This is a genomic window from Sphingomonas sp. CFBP 8765, assembly GCF_014841445.1.
Classification (GTDB): Bacteria; Pseudomonadota; Alphaproteobacteria; order Sphingomonadales; family Sphingomonadaceae; genus Sphingomonas; species Sphingomonas aerolata.
Genome location: NZ_JACYTY010000009.1, coordinates 68,458 through 88,157, shown reverse-complemented (window position 1 = coordinate 88,157; position 19,700 = coordinate 68,458). Strand labels below are relative to the sequence as shown.

At 65.0% G+C, this 19,700-nt stretch carries 19 protein-coding genes and 1 pseudogene; 5 read left to right on the top strand and 15 right to left on the bottom strand.

The genetic code is table 11. The annotated features are described in order from the left end of the window. Positions 1-467 precede the first annotated feature (467 nt). Positions 468-866, bottom strand: a complete 399-nt coding sequence (locus tag IFT87_RS18170) for a MerR family DNA-binding protein (RefSeq protein ID WP_192191493.1) — start codon at positions 864-866, stop codon at positions 468-470. A gap of 73 nt (positions 867-939) precedes the next feature. Between IFT87_RS18170 and IFT87_RS18165 the strand changes: the two genes are divergently transcribed. After that, complete coding sequence (locus IFT87_RS18165) at positions 940-1,695, top strand: MauE/DoxX family redox-associated membrane protein (RefSeq protein ID WP_192191485.1); 756 nt, start codon at positions 940-942, stop codon at positions 1,693-1,695. A gap of 431 nt (positions 1,696-2,126) precedes the next feature. Further along, on the top strand, positions 2,127-2,339 hold the full coding sequence (locus IFT87_RS18160; RefSeq protein ID WP_055930886.1) for a hypothetical protein: 213 nt from the start codon (positions 2,127-2,129) through the stop codon (positions 2,337-2,339). A gap of 31 nt (positions 2,340-2,370) precedes the next feature. Here IFT87_RS18160 and IFT87_RS18155 read toward each other — a convergent pair whose 3' ends face one another. The 4 genes and pseudogenes from IFT87_RS18155 to IFT87_RS18140 form a co-directional block, all read right to left on the bottom strand. Continuing rightward, positions 2,371-2,604, bottom strand: coding sequence for a hypothetical protein (locus IFT87_RS18155; protein ID WP_192191484.1), 234 nt, complete (start codon positions 2,602-2,604; stop codon positions 2,371-2,373). Then, the gene (locus IFT87_RS18150) at positions 2,597-3,514 is read right to left on the bottom strand and encodes a cation diffusion facilitator family transporter (RefSeq protein WP_192191483.1); all 918 of its coding nucleotides are present in this window, start codon (positions 3,512-3,514) and stop codon (positions 2,597-2,599) included. Before IFT87_RS18150 ends, IFT87_RS18155 begins: the two co-directional genes overlap by 8 nt. Further along, the gene (locus tag IFT87_RS18145; protein ID WP_192191482.1) at positions 3,504-6,725 is read right to left on the bottom strand and encodes an efflux RND transporter permease subunit; all 3,222 of its coding nucleotides are present in this window, start codon (positions 6,723-6,725) and stop codon (positions 3,504-3,506) included. Before IFT87_RS18145 ends, IFT87_RS18150 begins: the two co-directional genes overlap by 11 nt. A gap of 3 nt (positions 6,726-6,728) precedes the next feature. Continuing rightward, positions 6,729-7,517, bottom strand: a pseudogene (locus tag IFT87_RS18140) (efflux RND transporter periplasmic adaptor subunit); the annotation flags it as partial. Positions 7,518-7,573: 56 nt separating this feature from the next. Between IFT87_RS18140 and IFT87_RS18135 the strand changes: the two are divergent. Continuing rightward, positions 7,574-7,978 carry a MerR family transcriptional regulator gene (locus IFT87_RS18135; RefSeq protein WP_192191481.1) on the top strand — a complete coding sequence of 135 codons (405 nt, stop codon included), beginning with the start codon at positions 7,574-7,576 and terminating at the stop codon, positions 7,976-7,978. Positions 7,979-8,397: 419 nt separating this feature from the next. Continuing rightward, positions 8,398-9,630: a hypothetical protein gene (locus IFT87_RS18130; RefSeq protein ID WP_192191480.1), complete on the top strand. Its 1,233-nt coding sequence runs from the start codon at positions 8,398-8,400 to the stop codon at positions 9,628-9,630. Between the two features lie 486 nt (positions 9,631-10,116). Here the strand turns inward: IFT87_RS18130 and IFT87_RS18125 are convergent, their stop codons facing one another. Genes IFT87_RS18125 through IFT87_RS18115 form a run of 3 tightly spaced genes read right to left on the bottom strand, consistent with a single transcriptional unit; the run spans position 10,117 to position 12,410 of the window. Continuing rightward, a complete protein-coding gene (locus tag IFT87_RS18125) occupies positions 10,117-10,647 on the bottom strand; it encodes a VOC family protein (protein WP_056533222.1) in 531 nt (176 codons plus the stop codon). Positions 10,648-10,686: 39 nt separating this feature from the next. Then, entirely contained in the window at positions 10,687-11,535 is an 849-nt protein-coding gene (locus tag IFT87_RS18120) for an alpha/beta fold hydrolase (RefSeq protein WP_056533100.1), read from the bottom strand. 50 nt (positions 11,536-11,585) lie between these two features. Beyond that, complete coding sequence (locus IFT87_RS18115; protein WP_192191479.1) at positions 11,586-12,410, bottom strand: oxidoreductase; 825 nt, start codon at positions 12,408-12,410, stop codon at positions 11,586-11,588. Between the two features lie 102 nt (positions 12,411-12,512). On the opposite strand from IFT87_RS18115, the gene IFT87_RS18110 reads away from it, so the two are divergent. Then, entirely contained in the window at positions 12,513-13,373 is an 861-nt protein-coding gene (locus IFT87_RS18110; RefSeq protein ID WP_192191478.1) for a LysR family transcriptional regulator, read from the top strand. Between the two features lie 45 nt (positions 13,374-13,418). Here IFT87_RS18110 and IFT87_RS18105 read toward each other — a convergent pair whose 3' ends face one another. The 7 genes from IFT87_RS18105 to IFT87_RS18075 all read right to left on the bottom strand — a co-directional run bounded on the left by IFT87_RS18105 (position 13,419) and on the right by IFT87_RS18075 (position 19,606). Further along, complete coding sequence (locus tag IFT87_RS18105; RefSeq protein ID WP_342211194.1) at positions 13,419-15,092, bottom strand: alpha/beta hydrolase; 1,674 nt, start codon at positions 15,090-15,092, stop codon at positions 13,419-13,421. Then, the gene (locus tag IFT87_RS18100; RefSeq protein WP_056533109.1) at positions 15,089-15,820 is read right to left on the bottom strand and encodes an aspartate/glutamate racemase family protein; all 732 of its coding nucleotides are present in this window, start codon (positions 15,818-15,820) and stop codon (positions 15,089-15,091) included. The genes IFT87_RS18105 and IFT87_RS18100 overlap by 4 nt, the downstream gene beginning before the upstream one ends. Continuing rightward, on the bottom strand, positions 15,820-17,205 hold the full coding sequence (locus IFT87_RS18095) for an FAD-containing oxidoreductase (protein WP_192191477.1): 1,386 nt from the start codon (positions 17,203-17,205) through the stop codon (positions 15,820-15,822). Before IFT87_RS18095 ends, IFT87_RS18100 begins: the two co-directional genes overlap by 1 nt. 85 nt (positions 17,206-17,290) lie before the next feature. Further along, positions 17,291-17,716 carry an organic hydroperoxide resistance protein gene (locus tag IFT87_RS18090; RefSeq protein ID WP_192191476.1) on the bottom strand — a complete coding sequence of 142 codons (426 nt, stop codon included), beginning with the start codon at positions 17,714-17,716 and terminating at the stop codon, positions 17,291-17,293. 61 nt (positions 17,717-17,777) lie between these two features. After that, entirely contained in the window at positions 17,778-18,359 is a 582-nt protein-coding gene (locus tag IFT87_RS18085; protein WP_192191475.1) for a DUF308 domain-containing protein, read from the bottom strand. A 112-nt stretch (positions 18,360-18,471) separates the two neighbouring features. Beyond that, a complete protein-coding gene (locus tag IFT87_RS18080; RefSeq protein ID WP_056533121.1) occupies positions 18,472-19,113 on the bottom strand; it encodes an NrsF family protein in 642 nt (213 codons plus the stop codon). Further along, on the bottom strand, positions 19,103-19,606 hold the full coding sequence (locus tag IFT87_RS18075) for a sigma-70 family RNA polymerase sigma factor (protein ID WP_056533124.1): 504 nt from the start codon (positions 19,604-19,606) through the stop codon (positions 19,103-19,105). Before IFT87_RS18075 ends, IFT87_RS18080 begins: the two co-directional genes overlap by 11 nt. Between the last annotated feature and the right edge of the window lie 94 nt (positions 19,607-19,700).

Below are 19,700 nucleotides of genomic sequence, written 5' to 3'. Positions count from 1 at the left end.
AAACCAATCATTCTACAAAGGTACCTGGGCTGCCACGGCCAGCTACGCCTATCGCGCTGCGGCGGGGATCTATATCCAGCCGGGCTTGGGAGTAACGGTGCATCCGATCTTCAGCCCAAGATTCGGGCCGGCGCTAAACGCCTACCTTAGCCTGATTACGTTGTTCTAGTTACTGACCTTATATACTTTCCGACCGGCCTGGTTGCGCTGAAATGATATCGTCAAAGCTTTGTGTATTGCCATCGTACTAGGATGCTAACGATCAAACTTTGGCAATATACACTATCATTTTAAAGATGAATGAGTGTCCGAAGTTGGAAAAGGGGCGAGGCCCCCTAAACGTCCGCTTTTGGGTCCTTGCTGCCACGGATCTGCTGCATGGCGTCAATGGCGCCTTTCGGCAGAGTAGCGCATGTCGGGAGTCTAGATGACGCGCATCGAGGAGGTTCCGCATGCACGCCGACTGATCACAGGGCGTCGAACGCCGTGAGTATCGGACAGGGTCCCGCGCTGCCGCTGCCGCATTCATGAGCGAGGCGCCGAAGCGCAGCCCGGGCTCGATCCAGTTCGGCGATCTTCTCGTCCAGCGCCTTCAGCCGCTCGCCGGCAAGTTCGCGCGCTCGTGCCCGATCGTCCGTGGCGTCGAGCGCCAGAAGCTCGCCGATCTGGTCCAGCGTGAAGCCTGCCGCCTTTGCCGACCGGATGAAGCGCAGCCGCCGCACATCATCGTGGCCATACCGTCGGATTCCGCCTGCTGCCCCGGCCCCCTGTGGTCTATCCGGCGTGTCGATTAGGCCGCGACGCTGGTAGAAGCGGATCGTCTCCACGCCGACACCGCCTTCCGCTGCGAGTTTCGCGATCGTCATGTCTGCCACGTCTTGACTCCGGACCATGGTACGGACCCCATATGGGACCCGATCGAGGATCGGAGAAGACGAGATGGCGACGAAGAAGGCGGTGCTCCACCGCATGGTGATGCCCACCCACACGTGCCCGTTCGGGCTGAAGGCGAAGGACTTGCTCCAGCGGCAGGGCTACGACGTCGAGGACCATTGGCTGCGCACGCGCGAAGAAACCAACGCGTTCAAGGCGGAGCATGGCGTGAAGACCACGCCGCAGACCTTCATCGGCGGCGAGCGGATCGGCGGCTACGACGACCTGCGTCGCTTCTTCGGCAAGTCCGTGCCCGACCCCCAGGCCGTGACCTACCGCCCCGTGATCGTCGTCTTCGCGATGACGGCGCTGATGGCGCTCGCCGCCAGCTTAGCCGCCTTCGGCACGCCGCTAACCGTGCGCGCAGGCGAGTGGTTCATCGCGTTCTCAATGTGCGTGCTGGCGCTGTTGAAGCTCCAGAACGTCGAGAGGTTCGCGACAATGTTTCTCAACTACGACCTGCTGGCCAAGCGCTGGGTGCCGTATTCCTACGTCTATCCCTACGCCGAGGGGCTGGCGGGAGTGCTGATGGCGGCTGGCGTGCTGACTTGGCTGTCTGTTCCGATCGCGCTGGTGATTGGGGCGATCGGTGCGGCGTCGGTGATCAAGGCCGTCTACGTGGACGGGCGCGAACTGAAATGCGCCTGCGTCGGCGGTGACAGCAACGTACCGCTCGGGTTCCTGTCTCTCACAGAGAACGTGATGATGGTCGCGATGGCACTGTGGATGATCGCGGCACCGATGTTCTCGGCGGGGCATTGAACAGCGGCGTGTCGCACTGGCGTGCCATCTGCGTTCGTCTTACAAGCGCATCATGAGCTTCGCCCACATTTTCCGCGCCATCGCGCTGTCAGTGCTGGCGATGATGCTCGTGCTGCGTGTCGGCCCGGTATGCGAAGCAGCCGCGAACGCCGCAGCGCCACCCGCCGTCTTGCATGGTGCCATGGTTGGATGCGAACAGCCTTCGGGCAAGCCGGCTGGGAAGTCCTCGGCCGCCGCGTGTACGAGCGCATGTGTGGCGACTGATCCGCAGCGGGTCGGCCACACGACCCGGCCGCTGGTTGCCGCGATCATTCCGATCGCCTCTGTCCTCCCCGACCTAGAGGGTCGCACCGGTGGTCCCGCACCGCCTCCTCCGCGAACCGCGTGATCGAACGACCATTTGAAGATTACGTAATTCGAGGAATGCACACATGAAGACGATCAGGTTCATCGGCGCGGCTGTCGCGCTCGCGCTCGTTCCCGCCACCGCGTTCGCGGCGGCCGACTGCTGCGCCGACAAGACGTGCTGCAAGGACGGCGCCGACTGCTGCAAGGACGGCAAGGGCGACTGCTGCAACGACATGAAGAATGGTGGCGATCACGCCGGCCACGACATGTCCGGCATGAAGATGCCTACGAAGTGAAACTGCCGGCGGGGGCTTGCGCTCCCGCCGCTCAGTCCTGACCGTCGGGGACGGTGCCGCCGTTGGTCCGCCATGGCCGGTTCCGCCCCGGCAGCCTCAGACGAAGCGTCGCCGCCCGTCCGCGGATACCGTCGACCGTCCGGTTCATTGCCCGTGCGATGTCGCCAATCTGCTGACGTGCGGCGATGCGTCGACGCAGATCGTCGTCATTCTCGTCCGACCATCGTCGGGGCGGTCTTCGTGCCGCTGGCGCGTCGTCAGGCATGGACCTCGTGCCCGTCTCCGCATGGTTCGCCCGGTGCTTCGGTCTGCACGGTGACGTGCGAGATGTCGAAGCGCTGGTCCAGCATGGCTGCAACGCCGAGGCGAACGGGATCCGGATTGCAGCCCTGTCCCAGCGTCACGTGCACGGTGCAGCTGACGTCGTCGTTCGACATCGACCAGACGTGGAGGTCGTGGAGCCCGGCGACACCCGGCACGGCTGCGATGGCCGCACGGACCTCGGTCAGCCGCAGGCTGGATGGAACACCCTCGAGAAGCACGTTGGTGGTGTCGCGAAGCAGGATCCACGTGCGCGGCAGCACCCACAGGCCGATCGCCACCGCAACCACGGGATCGATCCAGGTCCAGCCGGTGAAGCGGATCGCCGCCGCGCCCGCGATGACGCCGATCGAGCCGACCATGTCGGCCCACACCTCGAGGTAGGCTCCCTTGACGTTGAAGCTCGCATCCTTGCCCGCGGTCAGCAGCCGCATCGATATGAGGTTCACGACCAGGCCGATCGCCGCGACGATCATCATGCCCCAGGACTGGATCTCCTGCGGCTCGGTGAACCGCCTGATCGCCTCTACGAAGACGTAGATCGCGATGCCGAACAGCAGCACCGCGTTGAAGGCGGCGGCAAGGATCTCGAAGCGTCGGTAGCCAAACGTCCGCTTTTCGTCCGGAGCCTTGCGTCCCAGCCTGATCGCCAGCAGCGCGATTACCAGCGCCGCAACGTCGGTCATCATGTGGGCGGCGTCGGACAGCAGGCCGAGGCTGTTGAAGACGATGCCGCCGATCACCTCCGCCACGAGATAGGCGGAGGTCAGGGCGAGCGCCCAGCCGAGCATCTTGGCGTTGGCGCCTGCCGTGTGGTCGTGCGAGTGCCCGGCCGAGCCGTGGTCATGCGCCATGGTGCGCCTCCTCGAGTGTGGTTTGGGATACGGTCTCGGCGCGTCGCCATCCGCCGAAGCGGGCGTAGAGCGTCGGCAGGACGAACAGGGTCAGCAGCGTCGCCGAGATGAGGCCGCCGATGACGACCGTCGCCAACGGCTTCTGCACCTCCGCCCCTGCACCGTGGCCGAGCGCCATCGGCACGAAGCCGAGGCTGGCCACGAGCGCCGTCATCGCGACCGGCCGCAGGCGTGCGAGCGCGCCGTCATGGGCGGCCTGCACCCGGTCCATGCCGCGCGCCATGAGGTCGTGAATGGACGACACCATGACCAGCCCGTTGAGCACTGCGATACCCGACAACGCGATGAAGCCGACGGCGGCGGACACGGAGAACGGCATTCCCCGGAGGACCAGCGCCAGCACGCCACCGACGAGGGCCAGCGGTACGCCGGTGAAGACAATCACTGCGTCGCGCACCGAGCCGAGCGCCCCGTAGAGCAGCAGCATGATGACTATGAAGCAGACGGGCACGACGAGCAGCAGCCGATCGCGCGCCGAGGCGAGGTTCTCGAACTGCCCGCCCCATTCGACGTACGTCCCAGGTGGCATCTTCACCGGCGCATCGATGGCCGCACGTGCGTCCGCCACCACACCCGCCACGTCGCGGTCGCGGACGTTCGCCTGCACCACGACGCGGCGCTTGCCGTTCTCGCGGCTGATCTGGTTCGGGCCGTCGACGACCGCGATGTCGGCGACCGTCGACAGCGGAACGAAGCCACCAGCTGAGGTCGGCACCGGCACCTGCGCCACCTCGGTCAGGTCCGATCGCGACGCTTCGGATAGGCGGATCACCACCGGGAAGCGGCGATCGCCCTCGAAGATCACCCCGGCCTCGCGTCCGCCTATTGCGGCGGCGACCGTGTCCTGCACGTCGCCGGCCGTGACGCCGATCCGCGACATTGCCATGCGGTTGGGGCGGATGTCGAGCATCGGCAGTCCTTCGGTCTGCTCGACCCGCACATCTACGGCGCCGCGCGTCTTGCGCATGACGTCGGCAATGCGGCCGGCCGCGTCGTTCATGCCGCCGAAGTCCTCACCGAACACCTTCACGGCGATGTCGCCGCGGACGCCGGCAATCAGTTCGTTGAAGCGCATCTGGATCGGCTGGGTGATCTCGTAGGCGTTGCCCGGCAGCGTCGAGAGCCGCTTCTCCATCCGCTCCACCAGCTCCTCCTTGGCAAGGCCGGAGTCGGGCCACTCCGCACGCGGCTTCAGGATGACGAAGGTGTCGGTGGCATTGGGCGGCATCGGGTCCGATGCGATCTCCGACGTGCCCGTACGCGAGAAGGCGAAGCGCACCTCGGGCTGGCGCGCCAGCATCTTCTCGACCTGAAACTGCATCGCCTGACTCTGGTCGACCGATGTCCCCGGGATGCGGACCGCCTGCACGAGGATGTTGCCCTCGTCGAGCTGCGGCAGGAACTCTTGTCCGAGCGTGGTGAACGCGACCCCGGCGAGTGCCAGCGCACCCACCGCGACGCCCAGTGTGACGCTCGGCCGCCCCATCGCCTTGCCGAGACCCGGCTCGTAGCGGCGACGAAGCCAGCCGATCATCAAGCTCTCCTTCTCGTCGACGGGTTGGCTGAGCCAGATGGCGATGGCAGCGGGCACGAAGGTCATCGACAGGATGAAGGCGAAGACGAGCGCGATGATGACGGTCAGCGCCATCGGCTCGAACATCTTGCCCTCGACGCCGGTGAAGGTGAGCAGCGGCGCATAGACGAGGATGATGATTGCCTGGCCGTAGACGGACGGACGGATCATCTCGCGGGCCGATGCCGCGACCAGATCAAGGCGTTGCCGGAGCGGCAGCGGCTCGGCTCGGCCGTGCTGCGCGTCGCCGAGCCGCCGCAGCGCGTTCTCGACGATGATGACGGCGCCGTCGACGATCAACCCGAAGTCGAGCGCGCCGAGGCTCATCAGATTGGCCGAGACGCCTGCGCGGAGCATGCCGACGCTGGTCAGCAGCATCGTGATCGGAATGACGAGCGCCGCGATCAGCGCCGCGCGGAAGTTGCCGAGTAGCGCGAACAGCACGACGATGACGAGCAGCGCTCCCTCCGCGAGGTTGCGCGCGACGGTGGCGATGGTCGAGTTGACCAGCTCGGTGCGGTTGAGCACCGGCTTGACGACGACGTCGACGGGCAGCGCGCGGCCGATCTCCTTCAACCGTTCGCCGACTCCGGTGGATACGGTGCGGCTGTTCTCGCCAATCCGCATGACCGCGGTGCCGACGACGACCTCGCGCTCGTTCTCGGATGCCGATCCCATGCGCAGCGCCTGCCCGGTGCGGACGGTGGCAATCTGGCTCAGCAGGATGGGCACGCTCTCGCGCGTCGCCACCACGGTCCGCGCCAGTTCGTCGGCGTTGCGCACGCGACCATCCGCGCGGACTGCGAGGCCTTCGCCGTTGCGGTTGACGACGCCAGCCCCGGCGCTGGTGTTGTTGCGCTCAAGCGCGGTGGCGAGATCCTGAAGCGTGATCTTCATCGCCGCCATGCGCTGGATGTCGGGGACGACCAGATACTGCTTGGTGTAGCCGCCCAGACTGTCGACGCCGGCCAGCCCAGCACTGCTTTTCAGCTGCGGCGTGACGATCCAGTCCTGAACGGTGCGCAGGTAGGTCGCCTTGTCGGCGGCATCGACAAGGTGGTCACCCTCCGGGGTGATGTAGCTGCCATCCTTCTGCAGGCCGGGCTCGCCGTTGCGGTGATTGACCTGGTCGAGCTCACGATATTCAACCGTCCACATGAAAATGTCGCCGAGCCCGGTGGCGATCGGTCCCATCTCCGGGTTCACGCCCTCGGGCAGGCTCTCCTCCGCCGTGCGTAGCCGCTCGGCGACCTGCGATCTCGCAAAGTAGATGTCGGTCTTCTCATCGAAGACCGCGGTGATCTGGGCGAAACCGTTGCGACTGAGCGACCGGGTATGTTCGAGGCCGGGAATGCCGGCGAGCGCAGTCTCGACGGTGAAGGCGACCTGCTTCTCGATCTGGTCGGGCGAAAGTGCCGGCGCGACGACGTTGATCTGCACCTGATTGTTGGTGATGTCGGGGACGGCATCGATCGGCAGCCGCTGGATCGCGAACACCCCGGCGAGTGCCGCGGCGACGGTCAGCAGCAGGACGAGCCAGCGCTTCTCGACGGCGATGGTGACGATACGGGCGAGCATGACCTAGTCCTCGTCCTTCGCTTCGCCCTTGCCGAGTTCGGCCTTGAGCGTGAACGAGTTGGTGGATGCGATGCGCTCCTGGCCGGTCAGGCCGGTCGTGACGCTGACGGAACCGCCGTTCGTGCGGCCGAGCGTTACGGGTGTCGCCTTGAAGCCCGACGGCGTGCGGACGAACACATGCGGCTTGTCGCCGATCATCTGCACGGCGGCCGATGGCACGGCGATGCTGCGATCGCCGGTGGCCGGCAGCAGCACCGAGACGCTGACGTTCTCGCCGACGCGCCATGTACCGCCGGCGTTGTCGATGGTGGCGATGACTGGCACCAGGCGGGTGGTCTCGTCGAGGATCGGCGAGACGAAGGTCACGCGGCCTTCCTGACGCCGTCCTGCCGACGTGACTTCGACACGCGCGCCCGGCGCGACGCGCCCGGCATCTGCCGGCACCAGCGACATCGTCACCGACACATTGGCGAGGTTCGCGACCCGGAAGATCTCCGCGTCGGCGGCGATCTGCTGGCCCAGCGTCGCCGAGCGGGCGATCACCTGACCCGAGATGGGCGACCGGACGGTGATGCGGTTGAGGGCGCCACCGCCGCCACCGGTGGCCGACAGTTGTTGACGGGCCAGACGCAGCGCGATGTTCGCCTCGGTCGCGGCGGTGCGGGCGGCGACGAGGTCCTGTTCGGGCGACACGCGTTCCGCGAACAGGCGCTGCTCACGTCGGAGGTTCGACTGCGCCAGCGCGGATCGGGCGCTCGCCGCTTCCACCTCGGCGTTGAGGCTTGCGGCCTTCGTGTTCGTCGTGCGACGCCCTATATGGAGCCTGTAGCTGCTACAGGGTCAATAGGATGAATGCGCTGACGATCGGGAAGATGGCGGAAGCGACCGGCACCAAGGTGGAGACGGTGCGCTATTACGAGCGCGCGGGATTGATCGCCCCTCCGGCTCGGACGACGGGCAACTACCGGTCCTATCGACCGGAGGATCTGGAGCGGCTTCGCTTCATCCGCCGCACGCGCGATCTCGGCTTCTCGCTGGACGAGGTGCGCGCGCTGCTCGACATGGCTGAGCAGCGCGATCGGGACTGCGGGACGGTGGACGCCCTGGCCAACCGGCACCTAGAGGAGGTCGACCGTAAGATCGCCGACCTGACGGCGCTTCGGCGCGAACTCGCGGGGGTCATCTCCAGCTGCGCTGGAGGCACCATGGCGGAGTGTCGCATCCTCGAGGCATTCGCCCCAAGAGTCCCTTGATGGAGGTGGAAGCCATGTACGTTCCGGCTCGAGCCGCCTTCGGCAAGATCGTATGGCCTGCGGAAGTCGTTTCCGTTGGCACGAGCGAGTTATCGAGCTCCACGCCGTAGCACTACCGGAAATGGTACTCTTCACCCGTTTGGTGGTGACGGCCCAGATCTTCCAGGTGCTGACGCCAGCGCTCGGTCCGAACACGCACGGAAACCTGTCACATCCAGAAGATGAACGGGCGTCCGAAGTTGAGATGCGCGATAAGGGGCGTGAACGTCCGGCTGTGGGTCGTGCCTCCGGCACGTCGCCAACACGACGCTGCGACGCCGTTGTCCTTTCGCCGACAGTCATTAAGACTGTCTGCCATGCCACTTCCCGTCTTGCCCCAAACCAGCACACTCGGCAGCTTAGACCCACACACGCTAGTCTTGGAACTTCCGACGACCAGCAAGGCGGGTCTGGAAATATCACTTGCTGGGCGTGACGACGGAGGCGTCGCCCGGATACATGCACACGAGCTTAGACATTTTGACGATCTCGTCGCGACCGTCTGGGGACAGGACTATCTCGACCTACTCTTCCGCGCCTACGACGCCATGCTGCACCGCCCCGCCGCAGAGCTCGCATACCCTCAACTCCTGCGGCTCTTCGACGCCGACCGATCGGTCCTTTTTCCGAGCTACTACAAGTACGTGATGCAGGGTGCCCCCGCGGGCAGCGTCGGCGACCGCTGGAGGATGTCATTCAGCACGGGCACGCGGATTCTCCCGGACGGAGTTGCCGACGAGACGGACCCAATCTTGTTCGTGCGTTTCGACAAGGGGAACGACCACGTCGCCCGTCAGCCGCTCACAGTCGGGTCGCTGCTGGAATTGCGCGCGATCGGCTGCGAGATGGGACCGCTGGCGCGCAGCTTAGCGCGCCTGCCAGCTGCGGAGGCGGTCGTAGAGGAGCGCCTGCGGTCACGCGAACTGCTGTCGGCGATCTATGACCCAGAATTGACCACCTACTCAGTAGGTGCCCATGTGGCAGCCAAGGCGCTCGGGCAGGAGGATCTCGCCGCGATGCTCGACGCGGGCTTCAAGGTGGCCAGCCTTGCTCTCAACCTCACCGGGACCTCCTTTAGCCGACTGCGACCGGCAGACGGCTTTGTGCGCGAGATGGGGCGGCAGAGGCAGCGCGCCTTTGGCGTGCGCCGTGATCGCGGATACGCCTACGCGACGCTGCTCTTCCACATGCGCGGCCTTGCGACGGACTTCGTTGGGGAACATGCTATCGCCGCTACCCTAGCGCGGGCCGGTCTGCGCCCGATTGAAGAACTCTATGCGGCAGCAAGAAGGCACTTCGAAGCTAAGCGGAAGCCCGAACTGATTGATGTCCGGCTACGAGAGACAAGAGAGCGGCTGGCCGAAGTCGGCTTGGCGAAGCTCGGCAGACCCGATTTCGACCGGATGGCCATAACCACCCCGGCGTCATCGACGCCGGGACCGCTGGTTATGACCGGAGAGGATCTTGCCGAGTTCCATGTCGGTGAGCCCGCGCTGGATGCTGCCCAAACGGCGTTCCTAGTTGATTGCTATTCGCAGTTGAGAACGGAGACCCGGCAGGCGTTACGAGCTGGAAGGGGCATGGATTTCGGCGGTTCCGACGTTGTCTACTAACAAGCGCGTGAAGCGCGTCCTGTGCACGGAACCGCTGCGCCGGCTAGGCGCAAGGGACGCGCATGACCTACCTGTCGTTTGTGGGAAACTGAATGGCCCGCGCCGGCAACTATCGTAATCCGCTTTGTGTAAATACCACACTGCCCAGATGAACGAATGGCCGGAGTCGGGGAGCGGCAGACCGGCCTCGAATGTCCGGGTCGTGGGTCTGTCCGGCGGCAGAGCTGCCAGTCGGCTTGCGACCCAATTCCCGACGTTAAGCTTGACGCAGCGCTCTCCCGATACCGGCCGTTCGTTCTTCTAGCCACTGCGGGGCCGGGGCGACTGACCTTGGGATTTCTCTGCAGACAGCTTTAAGTATCGTAAGGGTCGAAAGCCGCCGGTGCGCTGTATCAAAATCGTTTGATTGAGAGGGTCGCCCGGTCTCTCATCCAGCCTGAGGGTGAGTATCCGGCGTTCAAAAGAGCCCGCTTCTTTGCGGGCTGTTCAGTCGTCGTCCTGCCACCTGCGCAGATCCGTCTGGTCATGATAGTCCATGCGAGCCGGCGTGGTGATGAATTCCATGGTCGTGCCCCACGGCATGCGGCAGTAGCAGACCTTGTTCCCAGGACCTTTCTCGGTTGCATACGGGATAGCGCGTGGCGCGGTGAGGGGTGTGCCTCCTGCCTTCTCGAAACGCTCGACTGATGCGTCGATGTCGTCGGTGTAGAGAGCGAAGTGTGTAATGCCGAAGTCGCTCGCTCGGATTGGCTGGGCCTGCTCGGGGCCGTACATTTCGAAGAGCTCGATATCTGGTCCGGTTCCGATCTTGACCATTGCTTGCGCACGCACGACCGTTCCGGGAAAGGCGCCAACGGCCTGCTCGAAGCCGGGTCCTTGCCGAGGCGGATCCTGTGGTCCGAAAGATTGATAGATCACCTGCCCACCAAAGGCGTCTACCAAGAACGATTTAGCGGCTTCGATGTCGGGCACCGTGATGCCGATATGATTGACACCGCGAATGACGGGTGCGGTCATGTCCATTCTCCTTTCTAATGACGAAACGGTTGCCAGATTTCACCGGGCCGAGAGGAAGTCGATCAGGGCGGCTGCTACTTCATCCGGCCGCTCATCCGCGACATAATGGCTGCACCGCGCGATCGAGCCGCCGGTCACATTGGTCGCGAATTCCTTAAGCATCGGCACCATCTGCGCACCGAACCGCTGGTCTCCACCCAGGCCAAGCACCGGTATTTCAAGCGACTGCTTCTTGTACTCGAGCGCAGCCGCATGATCGGCGGCGAGGGTGCGGTACCATTCCATGCCGCCACGCGTGCGGCCAGGAAGCGCCATCGCCTTGGCGTAGATATCGATGTCCGCTGGATTGAAAGTGCTGTGGTCGTAGAAACGCTCGGCCATGAAGGTCGATAAATAGTCATATTCGCGGCCGTGGATCAGGCGCTCGGGCAAATCCCGGCTTGCGTGAAAGCCAAAGTGCCAGAGCCTTGCGGTGGTCGCCTCCCACTCGCTCCAGCCCGGTAGTGGGACGTCGAGGACAGTAAGGTGGGTGACCGCCTCGCGATGAAGGGCGGCCTGTGGCAAGGCGACCATTCCGCCGATGTCATGTCCACACACGGCGTAGCGGAAGTGGCCGAGGGCAACCATCACATCATGCGCGTCGCGCGCCATTGTCGCCTTGTCATAGCCGCCCTGCGGGCAGTCGGAGAAACCCGCGCCGCGCAGATCGATGGCGACCACGCTGAAATGCTCGGCCAGCAGCGGCATCACCTTGTGCCATTCCCACCACGTTTCAGGCCAGCCGTGAAGCAGCAGGATTGGCGGCCCTGCGCCGCCTGTGACGGCGTTGATCTTGATGCCGTTCACCTGCACCAGTTGCTGGGTAAACCCGTGCAAAGTCGCGATCATGATTGCTCTCCCGTTCGTTACTGACGTTCATCAAAACTGGCGGCCAGCGCTCAGCCCCGGTCGAAATCGGTGGCGATCGTGATATCGCGCCAGGCGTCGATGTCGCTGCGGAACGCTGCCAGCTTGCGCTCGGCGATTGTGTGCGCCGCCGGGCCGAGCGGGAGATGAAGTGGGGCGTCTTCGGCGTCGACTGCCTCGAGGATCACCGCCACCGCTTTGTCGGGATCGCCCGCCTGATTGCCGTCGTTGGTGTCGCGATAGTTCCTGCGCGAGGTTGCCGCGTATTCCGGCATTTCGTTAGCCGCCATCGTGATCGAACGGCCCAGGAAATCGGTGCGGAACGGCCCAGGCTCGACGATCAGCACGCGAATGCCGAACGGCTTTAGCTCGCCGGCGAGCGCTTCGGAAATCCCTTCCACGGCGAACTTGGCGGCGTGATAATAACCTCCGCCGCCGCGGCCCTCGATGCCGGCACCGGACGACATGTTGACGATCGTTCCGCCCGAACGTCGCAAAGCCGGAAGCGCGGCTCTGGTGGTTTCAATCAGACCGAAGACGTTCACCTCGAACATCGGCCGATATTCCTCGGGCCTGCCTTCCTCGATCGCACCGAACAGTGCGTAGCCGGCATTGTTCACGAGGACGTCGATCCCGCCAAAGGCATCGACAGCCTTTGCGACCGCCGCCCTGGCCGCCCCCGCATCAGTTACGTCGAGTTGCAAGGTGATCATGCGATCGTCGAATGGCTCCGCCATCTCCTCGATCGCCTTGACGTTGCGGGCCGTCGCGACGACCCGATCGCCCCGGCGTGCCGTCGCGAGCGCAAGCCGTTGGCCGAAGCCGCTCGAACAGCCTGTGATGAGCCAGGTTTTCATGACTATGAACCTCCAGATGATGGAGAAGATCTAGGTGTTTAGATTTGTTCTTGAACCGACGTAGCTGTATTCTACGCGTTCAGTTTTGTGCGGGTGGCGGCGATGGAATGGAGTGACGTCAGGGTTTTTCTCGCTGTCGCGCGAGCTGGTACGCTCGGTGGCGCCGCGCGCACTCTTCAGACAAGCCATCCGACCGTCGGCAGGCGCCTCCGCGCACTGGAGCAGGCAATCGGTCACACGCTCTTTCAGCGTACAGCGGACGGTCTTGTCCTGACCGATGAGGGCCAGGGTGTCATCGCGCTGGCCGAGCAGATGGAAGAAGGCGCGCTGGCCATGGAGCGTCGGCTTGCAGGGCAGGAGCAGGATCTCAAGGGCAGTCTGCGCATTTCGTCGGCGGACTGGTTCGGGGCCTATGTCCTGCCCCCCATCCTGGCGGACTTCTCAAAGGCCTATCCCAATGTCGACGTCGAGATACTGACCGGCACGCGCCTGTTCAACCTTGCCCAACGGGAGGCCGACGTCGCCTTTCGTATTGTTCCGTTCGACACTGCCGATGTCGTTCAGCGGCGGCTCTTCAGGCTCGAATATGGCGCCTACATCGCCGAGGAAGCAGCTGATCCCAAATATGGCGACGGGACCGGATCCCGGCTGATCACCCACGACACATCCACGGGTCATTTTCCCGACATCGCGTGGCTCATCGAGAGCTTCCCGAACGCAAGACCGGTCGTGCAATCGAACAACCGCAACGTCCAGGGGCGCATGTGCCGGCAAGGCATTGGCATCGCTGTCCTGCCCCGCGTAGTCGGCAATCAGATCCCGGGGATCCGCACACTGGAAGTGCCGACGCAACCTCCAGCGCGAGACATCTGGATGGGATACCACCGGGACCTACGGCGTCTTCAGCGTCTTCGCGCATTCATCTCGACGGTAACGGACCATCTCGTAAACGCGACCGCATGATGTGCGGCCCAGCAGTGACTCAAGGCTTCCGGATAAACTGCAAGATCAGTGCTGGCGCGCTCGCGCGGGCGGTGGCGGGGTAAAAACGGCGCGAGAAGGTGCACCCCACATTTGGCCGGGTCTGGCCATCGCATATATCGCGCGCGACATCTCCTTCCACAATGCGTTGCGGTCGCCGTCTGTCGTGTAGAGCATCGGCATGCTGTGCGTCGCGCCTGGCACGTAGCGAAAGTCGGCGTGACCGCCGACTTTGCGAAACGCGGCATCGAGCTGACGCACCGGACCGTCGAGGTAGTAGGAATCGGCGGTTCCAACCACGACATGGACCTTGCCATCGACATACCTGCCCAGCCGCGGCCAGTCGGCTTCGATCCGGTGCCCGATGTCGTAGCGCTCACGCCAATAGGCCGCGACGGCAGGATCGACAGCGCCAGTTTCCCGGTCGAACAGGAAGGCGGGCTCGCCGTCGCGCTGGCGAGGAGAAAAGACCCATTCGAACGAGCGGAGCTGCCCGCCGCTGTGACCGAGAACGCTTTCCAACCGGGCAGCTTCCTCGATAGTGCCGAGCACCTTGTCGTGATCGCGTTCGAGCGGGCGCGGCTTGCCGTCAGGGGCACGATACATGTTCGCGCCGGCTGCATAGAGATCGACGCCGAGAAAGTCGTGGAAATCGACCGGGTCGGGCGCCGTCGCCCAGCTGCCGCCGAAGAGTTGCGGGTAGCGGACGATAGCCCAGAGCGCGAACCAGCCGCCCGAGCTGTGCCCCGTCAGAAAACGGCCGGACGGTTTGGCATCCATTCTGTATTTGGCTTCGAGGGCGGGAATAACCTCCTCGACCAGCGCCTCGCCCAAAGGGCCGTTGTTCACGCCGTCGGCGAATTCAGTCGTGCCGTTCCGAGACGAGTGATCAAGGGCGACCCAGATCATCGGCGGCATGACGCCGGTTTTCATCAGTTGCCACATGCGCGAAAGCTGCTGGCCGGCCAGCTTGTGTCCCGTGCCGAACGCAGTGGCCGTGTAGACGGTGGGATAGGTCGTGCGCGACATGGCGTTATAGCCCGGCGGGGTCAGCACCCATGCGGCCACCGCCTGGTTCGCGCCGTGAAAGCGCGTCAGCACTTTGGATGGCATTCGCTCATCGTGAAGATGCGGTCGGGATGCGGCGATCTGCTCCGCCGCGACGAGAGGCAGCCCGGTGGTGTCGAACTGGTCGGTCTCCGGCGGCACCGCATGCTCGAGTTGGAGGGTCGGCATCGATGATAGCGGGAAGTGTACTGTGACGACCTTGGATGCGAGGTCCCCAGGTCCCCGACCGGTAAAGTTGTAGTCGCCGTTGCGATCGAGCACCGCCTGCACGCGGTAGGTGCCCGGCGCCAGCGTTGCGAAGCTGGCGGGGAAGGCCGCTGTCCGTGTATTGATCGTCGCGGAGCGACTGGTTCCAAAACTCGCCACGTCGCGCGCCGCGACCGATACGTCCTCTCCACGCTCAAGGTCGACAGCGTCGCTTGTCATATTCTCGCTCGTCGCCCGTGCGGCGAACACCAGCAGCCGGCCGCTCGCGTCCTCGGCGAGGTCGGGCTGCAGCGTCACGGCGACCCGCGTTTCGGGCTCCGCAGCGCCGATGAGGAGCGACGCCAGTCCCGATGCTAAGATGAAGCGGGTCGCCTTCGACGATGCTTCCCGGCGCGGTTCAGTCTCGATGATCGCTTCGTTGCTCACTCCGCAGTCCGCCGCGCTTTATCGATGCCCTTGACGGTGCCCAGCGCATGATCGAGCGCCGCTGCCGCATGAATGTCCGTGGTGTCGAATATCGGCACGGGGCTGTCTTCTTGGCCGATAAGCAGCATGATTTCGGTACAGCCAAGGATCACCGCCTGGGCACCGGCACCGACAAGACGCCTGATCACCGCCCGGTAGGCCTCTCGCGACGAGGACTCTATCCGTCCTGTGACTAATTCATCATAGATGATCCGGTGCACGGTCGCGCGGTCCTGCTCCTCGGGAACTATCACCTCCAAACCGTAGCGTTCGGTCAGGCGCCCTTTGTAGAAATCCTGCTCCATGGTGAATGCCGTGCCGAGCAGCCCGACCTTCTGGAGCCCGGCGGCCACGATCCGCTCCGCGGTGGGATCGGCGATGTGGATCAGCGGAATGCTAACGGAGCTTTGCACGTCGTGCGCCATCCTGTGCATGGTGTTCGTGCAGATCAGAAGCAGGTCCGCTCCGGCTGCCTCCAGCCGCCGTGCGGCGTCCACCATCCGCTCGGTGAGGCGGCTCCAGTCGCCGGCATGTTGCAGCGCCTCGATCTCCGCAAAATCGAACGACCATAAAAGGCAACGGGCCGAAGCGGTTGCACCCAAACGGATGCGAACGCCTTCGTTGAGGAGGCGATAATATTCCGCCGAGCTTTCCCAGCTCATGCCTCCAATCAGACCGATCATTCGCATCACGCCTCTCCATTCCCAGGTTGAAGATCGAGCAGCAATGTCGGGATCAGTTCTGACACTGTGGGATGGATGGGCACCGCCCAGCGAAGCTGCTCGATCGGTTGGTCGGCATTCATCATGTCGAGGACGCCGTGGATCGCCTCGTCGCCGCTCGTTCCCAGTATCGCTGCGCCGAGAATGCGGCGGGTCTCGGCGTCGGCCACGACCTTCATGAACCCCTGCGTCTCGCCCTTCTCCACTGCGCGACCGACGCGGGACATCGGCCGCTTGGAATGGAGCAGCCGTCGTCCGGTCCTGGCCGCCTCGGCATCGGTCATGCCCACCCGTGCGAGCGGAGGATCGATGTAAAGCGCGTAGCCAGGCAGACGCTGGCTGACCCGGCGGTCCTCCCCGTCCAAGAGGTTCGCGGCGACGATCTCGAAATCGTTATAGGCAGTGTGCGTGAAGGCGCCGCGATCGTTGCAGTCGCCCAGCGCCCAGATGCCCGGGACGCTGGTCTCCAGCCTGTCGTCCACGGTGATATAGCCGCGTGCATCCACTGCCACGCCGGCGACCTCCAGCCCGAGGTCGTCGGTGTTCGGCCGCCGCCCGACCGCTATCAGGACGTGGCTGGCGACGACCGGCTGCGCGTCCTCAGCGCAGTCCACACGCACCTCGACGTCCGCGCCGCTGCGCGCGAAGCCGATGCAGTCCGCACCCGTCCGGATCGTGATGCCCTCGGCCTCTAGGATTTGTCGGACGGCGTCCGACACGTCGGGGTCCTCCCGCGCGATGAGCCGGTCCATCCGCTCCACAATTGTGATCTCGGCGCCGAAGCGCAGATACATCTGGGCGAACTCCAGCCCGATGTAGCTTCCGCCGATCACCACGAGATGCCGGGGAAGCGCGTCGAGCGCGACGATGTCGGTATTGGTGAGGAGCGGCACCTGGTCCGCGCCCGGCATTTCCGGCACCACAGCCCTGCCGCCGACGTTGATGAAGATGCGCGGTGCGGTCAGTCGTTCCCCATCAACGGTGACGACGCCGGAACTCTCAAAGCGCGCATGCCCCCGGATGAGCTCGACGTTGGCCATGCCGAACAGCCAGCTTTCGTTACCCGCCCGTCCATCCCGGATGATCCTGTCCGCCCGGTCTGCGACTGCCTTCATGTCGACGTCAACTGGCCCTGCGACACTGAAGCCGTAGTCTGCGCCACGCCGCGCGGTGTGGATGGCATAGGCGCTCGCCACGAGCGTCTTGGTAGGCCTGCACCCGGTGTTGACGCATGTGCCGCCAACATGATGGCGCTCGATGATGGCGACCGACAGGCCGGCATCGTTCAGCCGGCCGGCGAGCGCCGGACCCGCCTGGCCGGCGCCGATGATGATTGCGTCGAAGCTGCGCATGCGAAGGCTACCTTTCGATGTTTGCCAAGGCGCGAAGCGCCGCTCGGAAAGGGGACGGGTTCGGACATGGCCAGACCCATCAAGGTCAGACGATGCTGAGGCGAACGTCGATATTGCCTCGCGTCGCATTGGAGTAGGGGCAGGTCTGGTGAGCAGCCTCAACCAGACGTTGGGCGTCGTTGCGTTCTACGCCCGGCAGCGCCACGGCAAGCTCGACATCCAGACCGAAGCCGCCTTCGCTGCGCATGCCGATCCCGACGGTCGCCGTCACCGCCGCACCCGTCGGGACCTGGAGGTTCAGCTCGTGCGCGGCGAACTTCATCGCGCTGAGGAAGCACGCGGCGTAACCCGACGCGAACAGCTGTTCCGGGTTGGTCCCCTCGCCACCGGCGCCGCCGAGCGCCTTCGGCGTGGACAGCTGGAGGTCGAGCTTCCCGTCCTCGGTGCGGGTGCGTCCATCGCGGCCCCCGTTCGCGGTGGCGGCGGTGCGGTATTTGACGTCGATGGACATGGTTCAATCCTTTCGTGGAGCGGCGCAGACAGGTCCGGCGCCAAAGGTGTTGGCGTGCGCGTCAGGCCGCGACCGCGTTCGAGCGTCGGCGCGCGTCGCTGATGGTCAGCAAGACCGCCGAGATGAGGAAGTAGAAGGCGCCGAAGGCGGCGTAGGGCGCGATGTCGGCGATGCTGACCGGCGCCGCGCCGGCGGCCTTGCTGAGCATGTGCGCTCCGGCGAGACCCGACTGGGCGCCGCTCAGGATCATCGCCCACTGCGCGCCATAGGACCTCCAGCGGCTTACTCCGGTGAGGAGTTGAAAGAGGCCGGAGAGTACGGCCCACACGCCGAAGATCTGGAGGACGGGATGCATGCCGTGCGGCAAGGTCGCGGCGACGGCGACGGCGGTCACGACGCTGACGACGAAGTTGAGCATCTGGCTCTTGTTGCGCGTCAGACCGCCGCTCCGGCTAGCGTCGAGATAGTTCGCCAGCGCGTCCCATGCGGGATAGGCGACGAGCATCACCGCAGCCAGCGGCGGCATGGCCTTCGCGACCGTGAAGGCGAGCGCGACCCAGATCGCGGAGACCGCGAAGCGCAGATAGTAGTAGGTCTTGAGCCAGTCGCGATCCGGGGACTTAGCGGCGGTGATGGTCTTCATGGCATGGTTCCTTTCTGTGATGCAGGCACACGTCACCCGTCCCGAAATCCTGGTGGGTTGGTGATCGCTGGTTAGGGATTGTGCGGCTCGTGATCTGCCGCGTCGGATCAGTTCAAAGTCGGAAGCGTCGCGGCAGGCGCCATCGGGCAGCAGCCGCCACGGCGGCGCACCCGACGGAATACCAAACTACCACGTAGAGCGGGTCGTTGAAGGGGCAGCAGAAGGCGAACACGAAGGCTCCGCAGGCGCCGGCGGCGATGCCGGAGGCGAGCGCGCTGAGCCGGGGCTGGGTCGGCGCGGCCCTCCGCATCAGAGCGCCTAGCAGCGCCACAATCGGCAGCGAGAGCACGAAAATAGACGCGGCGCACAGCATGCCACTGGCCGGATCGATGCGATCCAGCAGCCCCCGCTCGCCCGCGCCGTCGGGCGTGACGAAGGCGCCTACCACGATGGCTGCGATCGCCAGGACGCAGGCGAGCATCAGCCCCTGGCGCGGCCGCGCCGTCGGGGAAAAGGAGCGGATCGCCAGCACGCAGGCGACCACGGCGAGCAGGCCGAGGCTTCCCACCCGCCACAGCAGATAGGGCGAACCGGCCATGTGGCTCATGTCCGGCCGCATCGCGCCCAGGCCCAGGAACAGCGCGAGTTCCACCGCGCCGAGCGCGAGGACGAGCCCGCCTTCACGCACCATGCTGCGGCGCTGCACGGGCACGAGGTCGGATGATAGATCAACGATCAGGGATTCACTCGACATCGGGAGTCTTCTCAATGATGGCCGTCAGGCGCGCCAGCCCGCGGTGGATGTTCATCTTCACGGCGGAGACGGAAAGGCCGATCTCGCCTGACGCCTCCTCCACGCTGTAGCCCCGCACCTTGACCAGCAGGATCGCCTGGGCCTGCGCGGGGCGGAGCTCGTCGAGCAGGCTGGCCAGAACCGAGCTGCTGACCACCGAGGCCTCGTGGTCGCTGACGGCGATCTCGTCGGGCAGCTCGTCCCTTGGGCGACGCGCCAGACTGCGCAGCTGGTCGACCCATTTGTTCTTGGCGATGGCCGCCAGCCAGGGGCCCAGGGGGTACTGAGGATCATAGGTGTGGCGTCGCCGATGGACTGCGAACAGCGTCTCCTGGACGGCGTCGTCCACGTCGCCTGGTGGCAGGCGCCGCTGAAAGTAGCGCGTGAGCCACTCCGACATCTCGCCAAGGAGCCGCCGATAGGCGCCGCCGTGTCCGTTCTGCGCCGCCACCATCAGGCTGCTCCAGGCGTCCGGCGCGGTTCGGGACGGACGCTCACGGCTGACCGGTGCCGTGCTCGGCGAGGGCCTTGAGATCAATCTCGAGAGG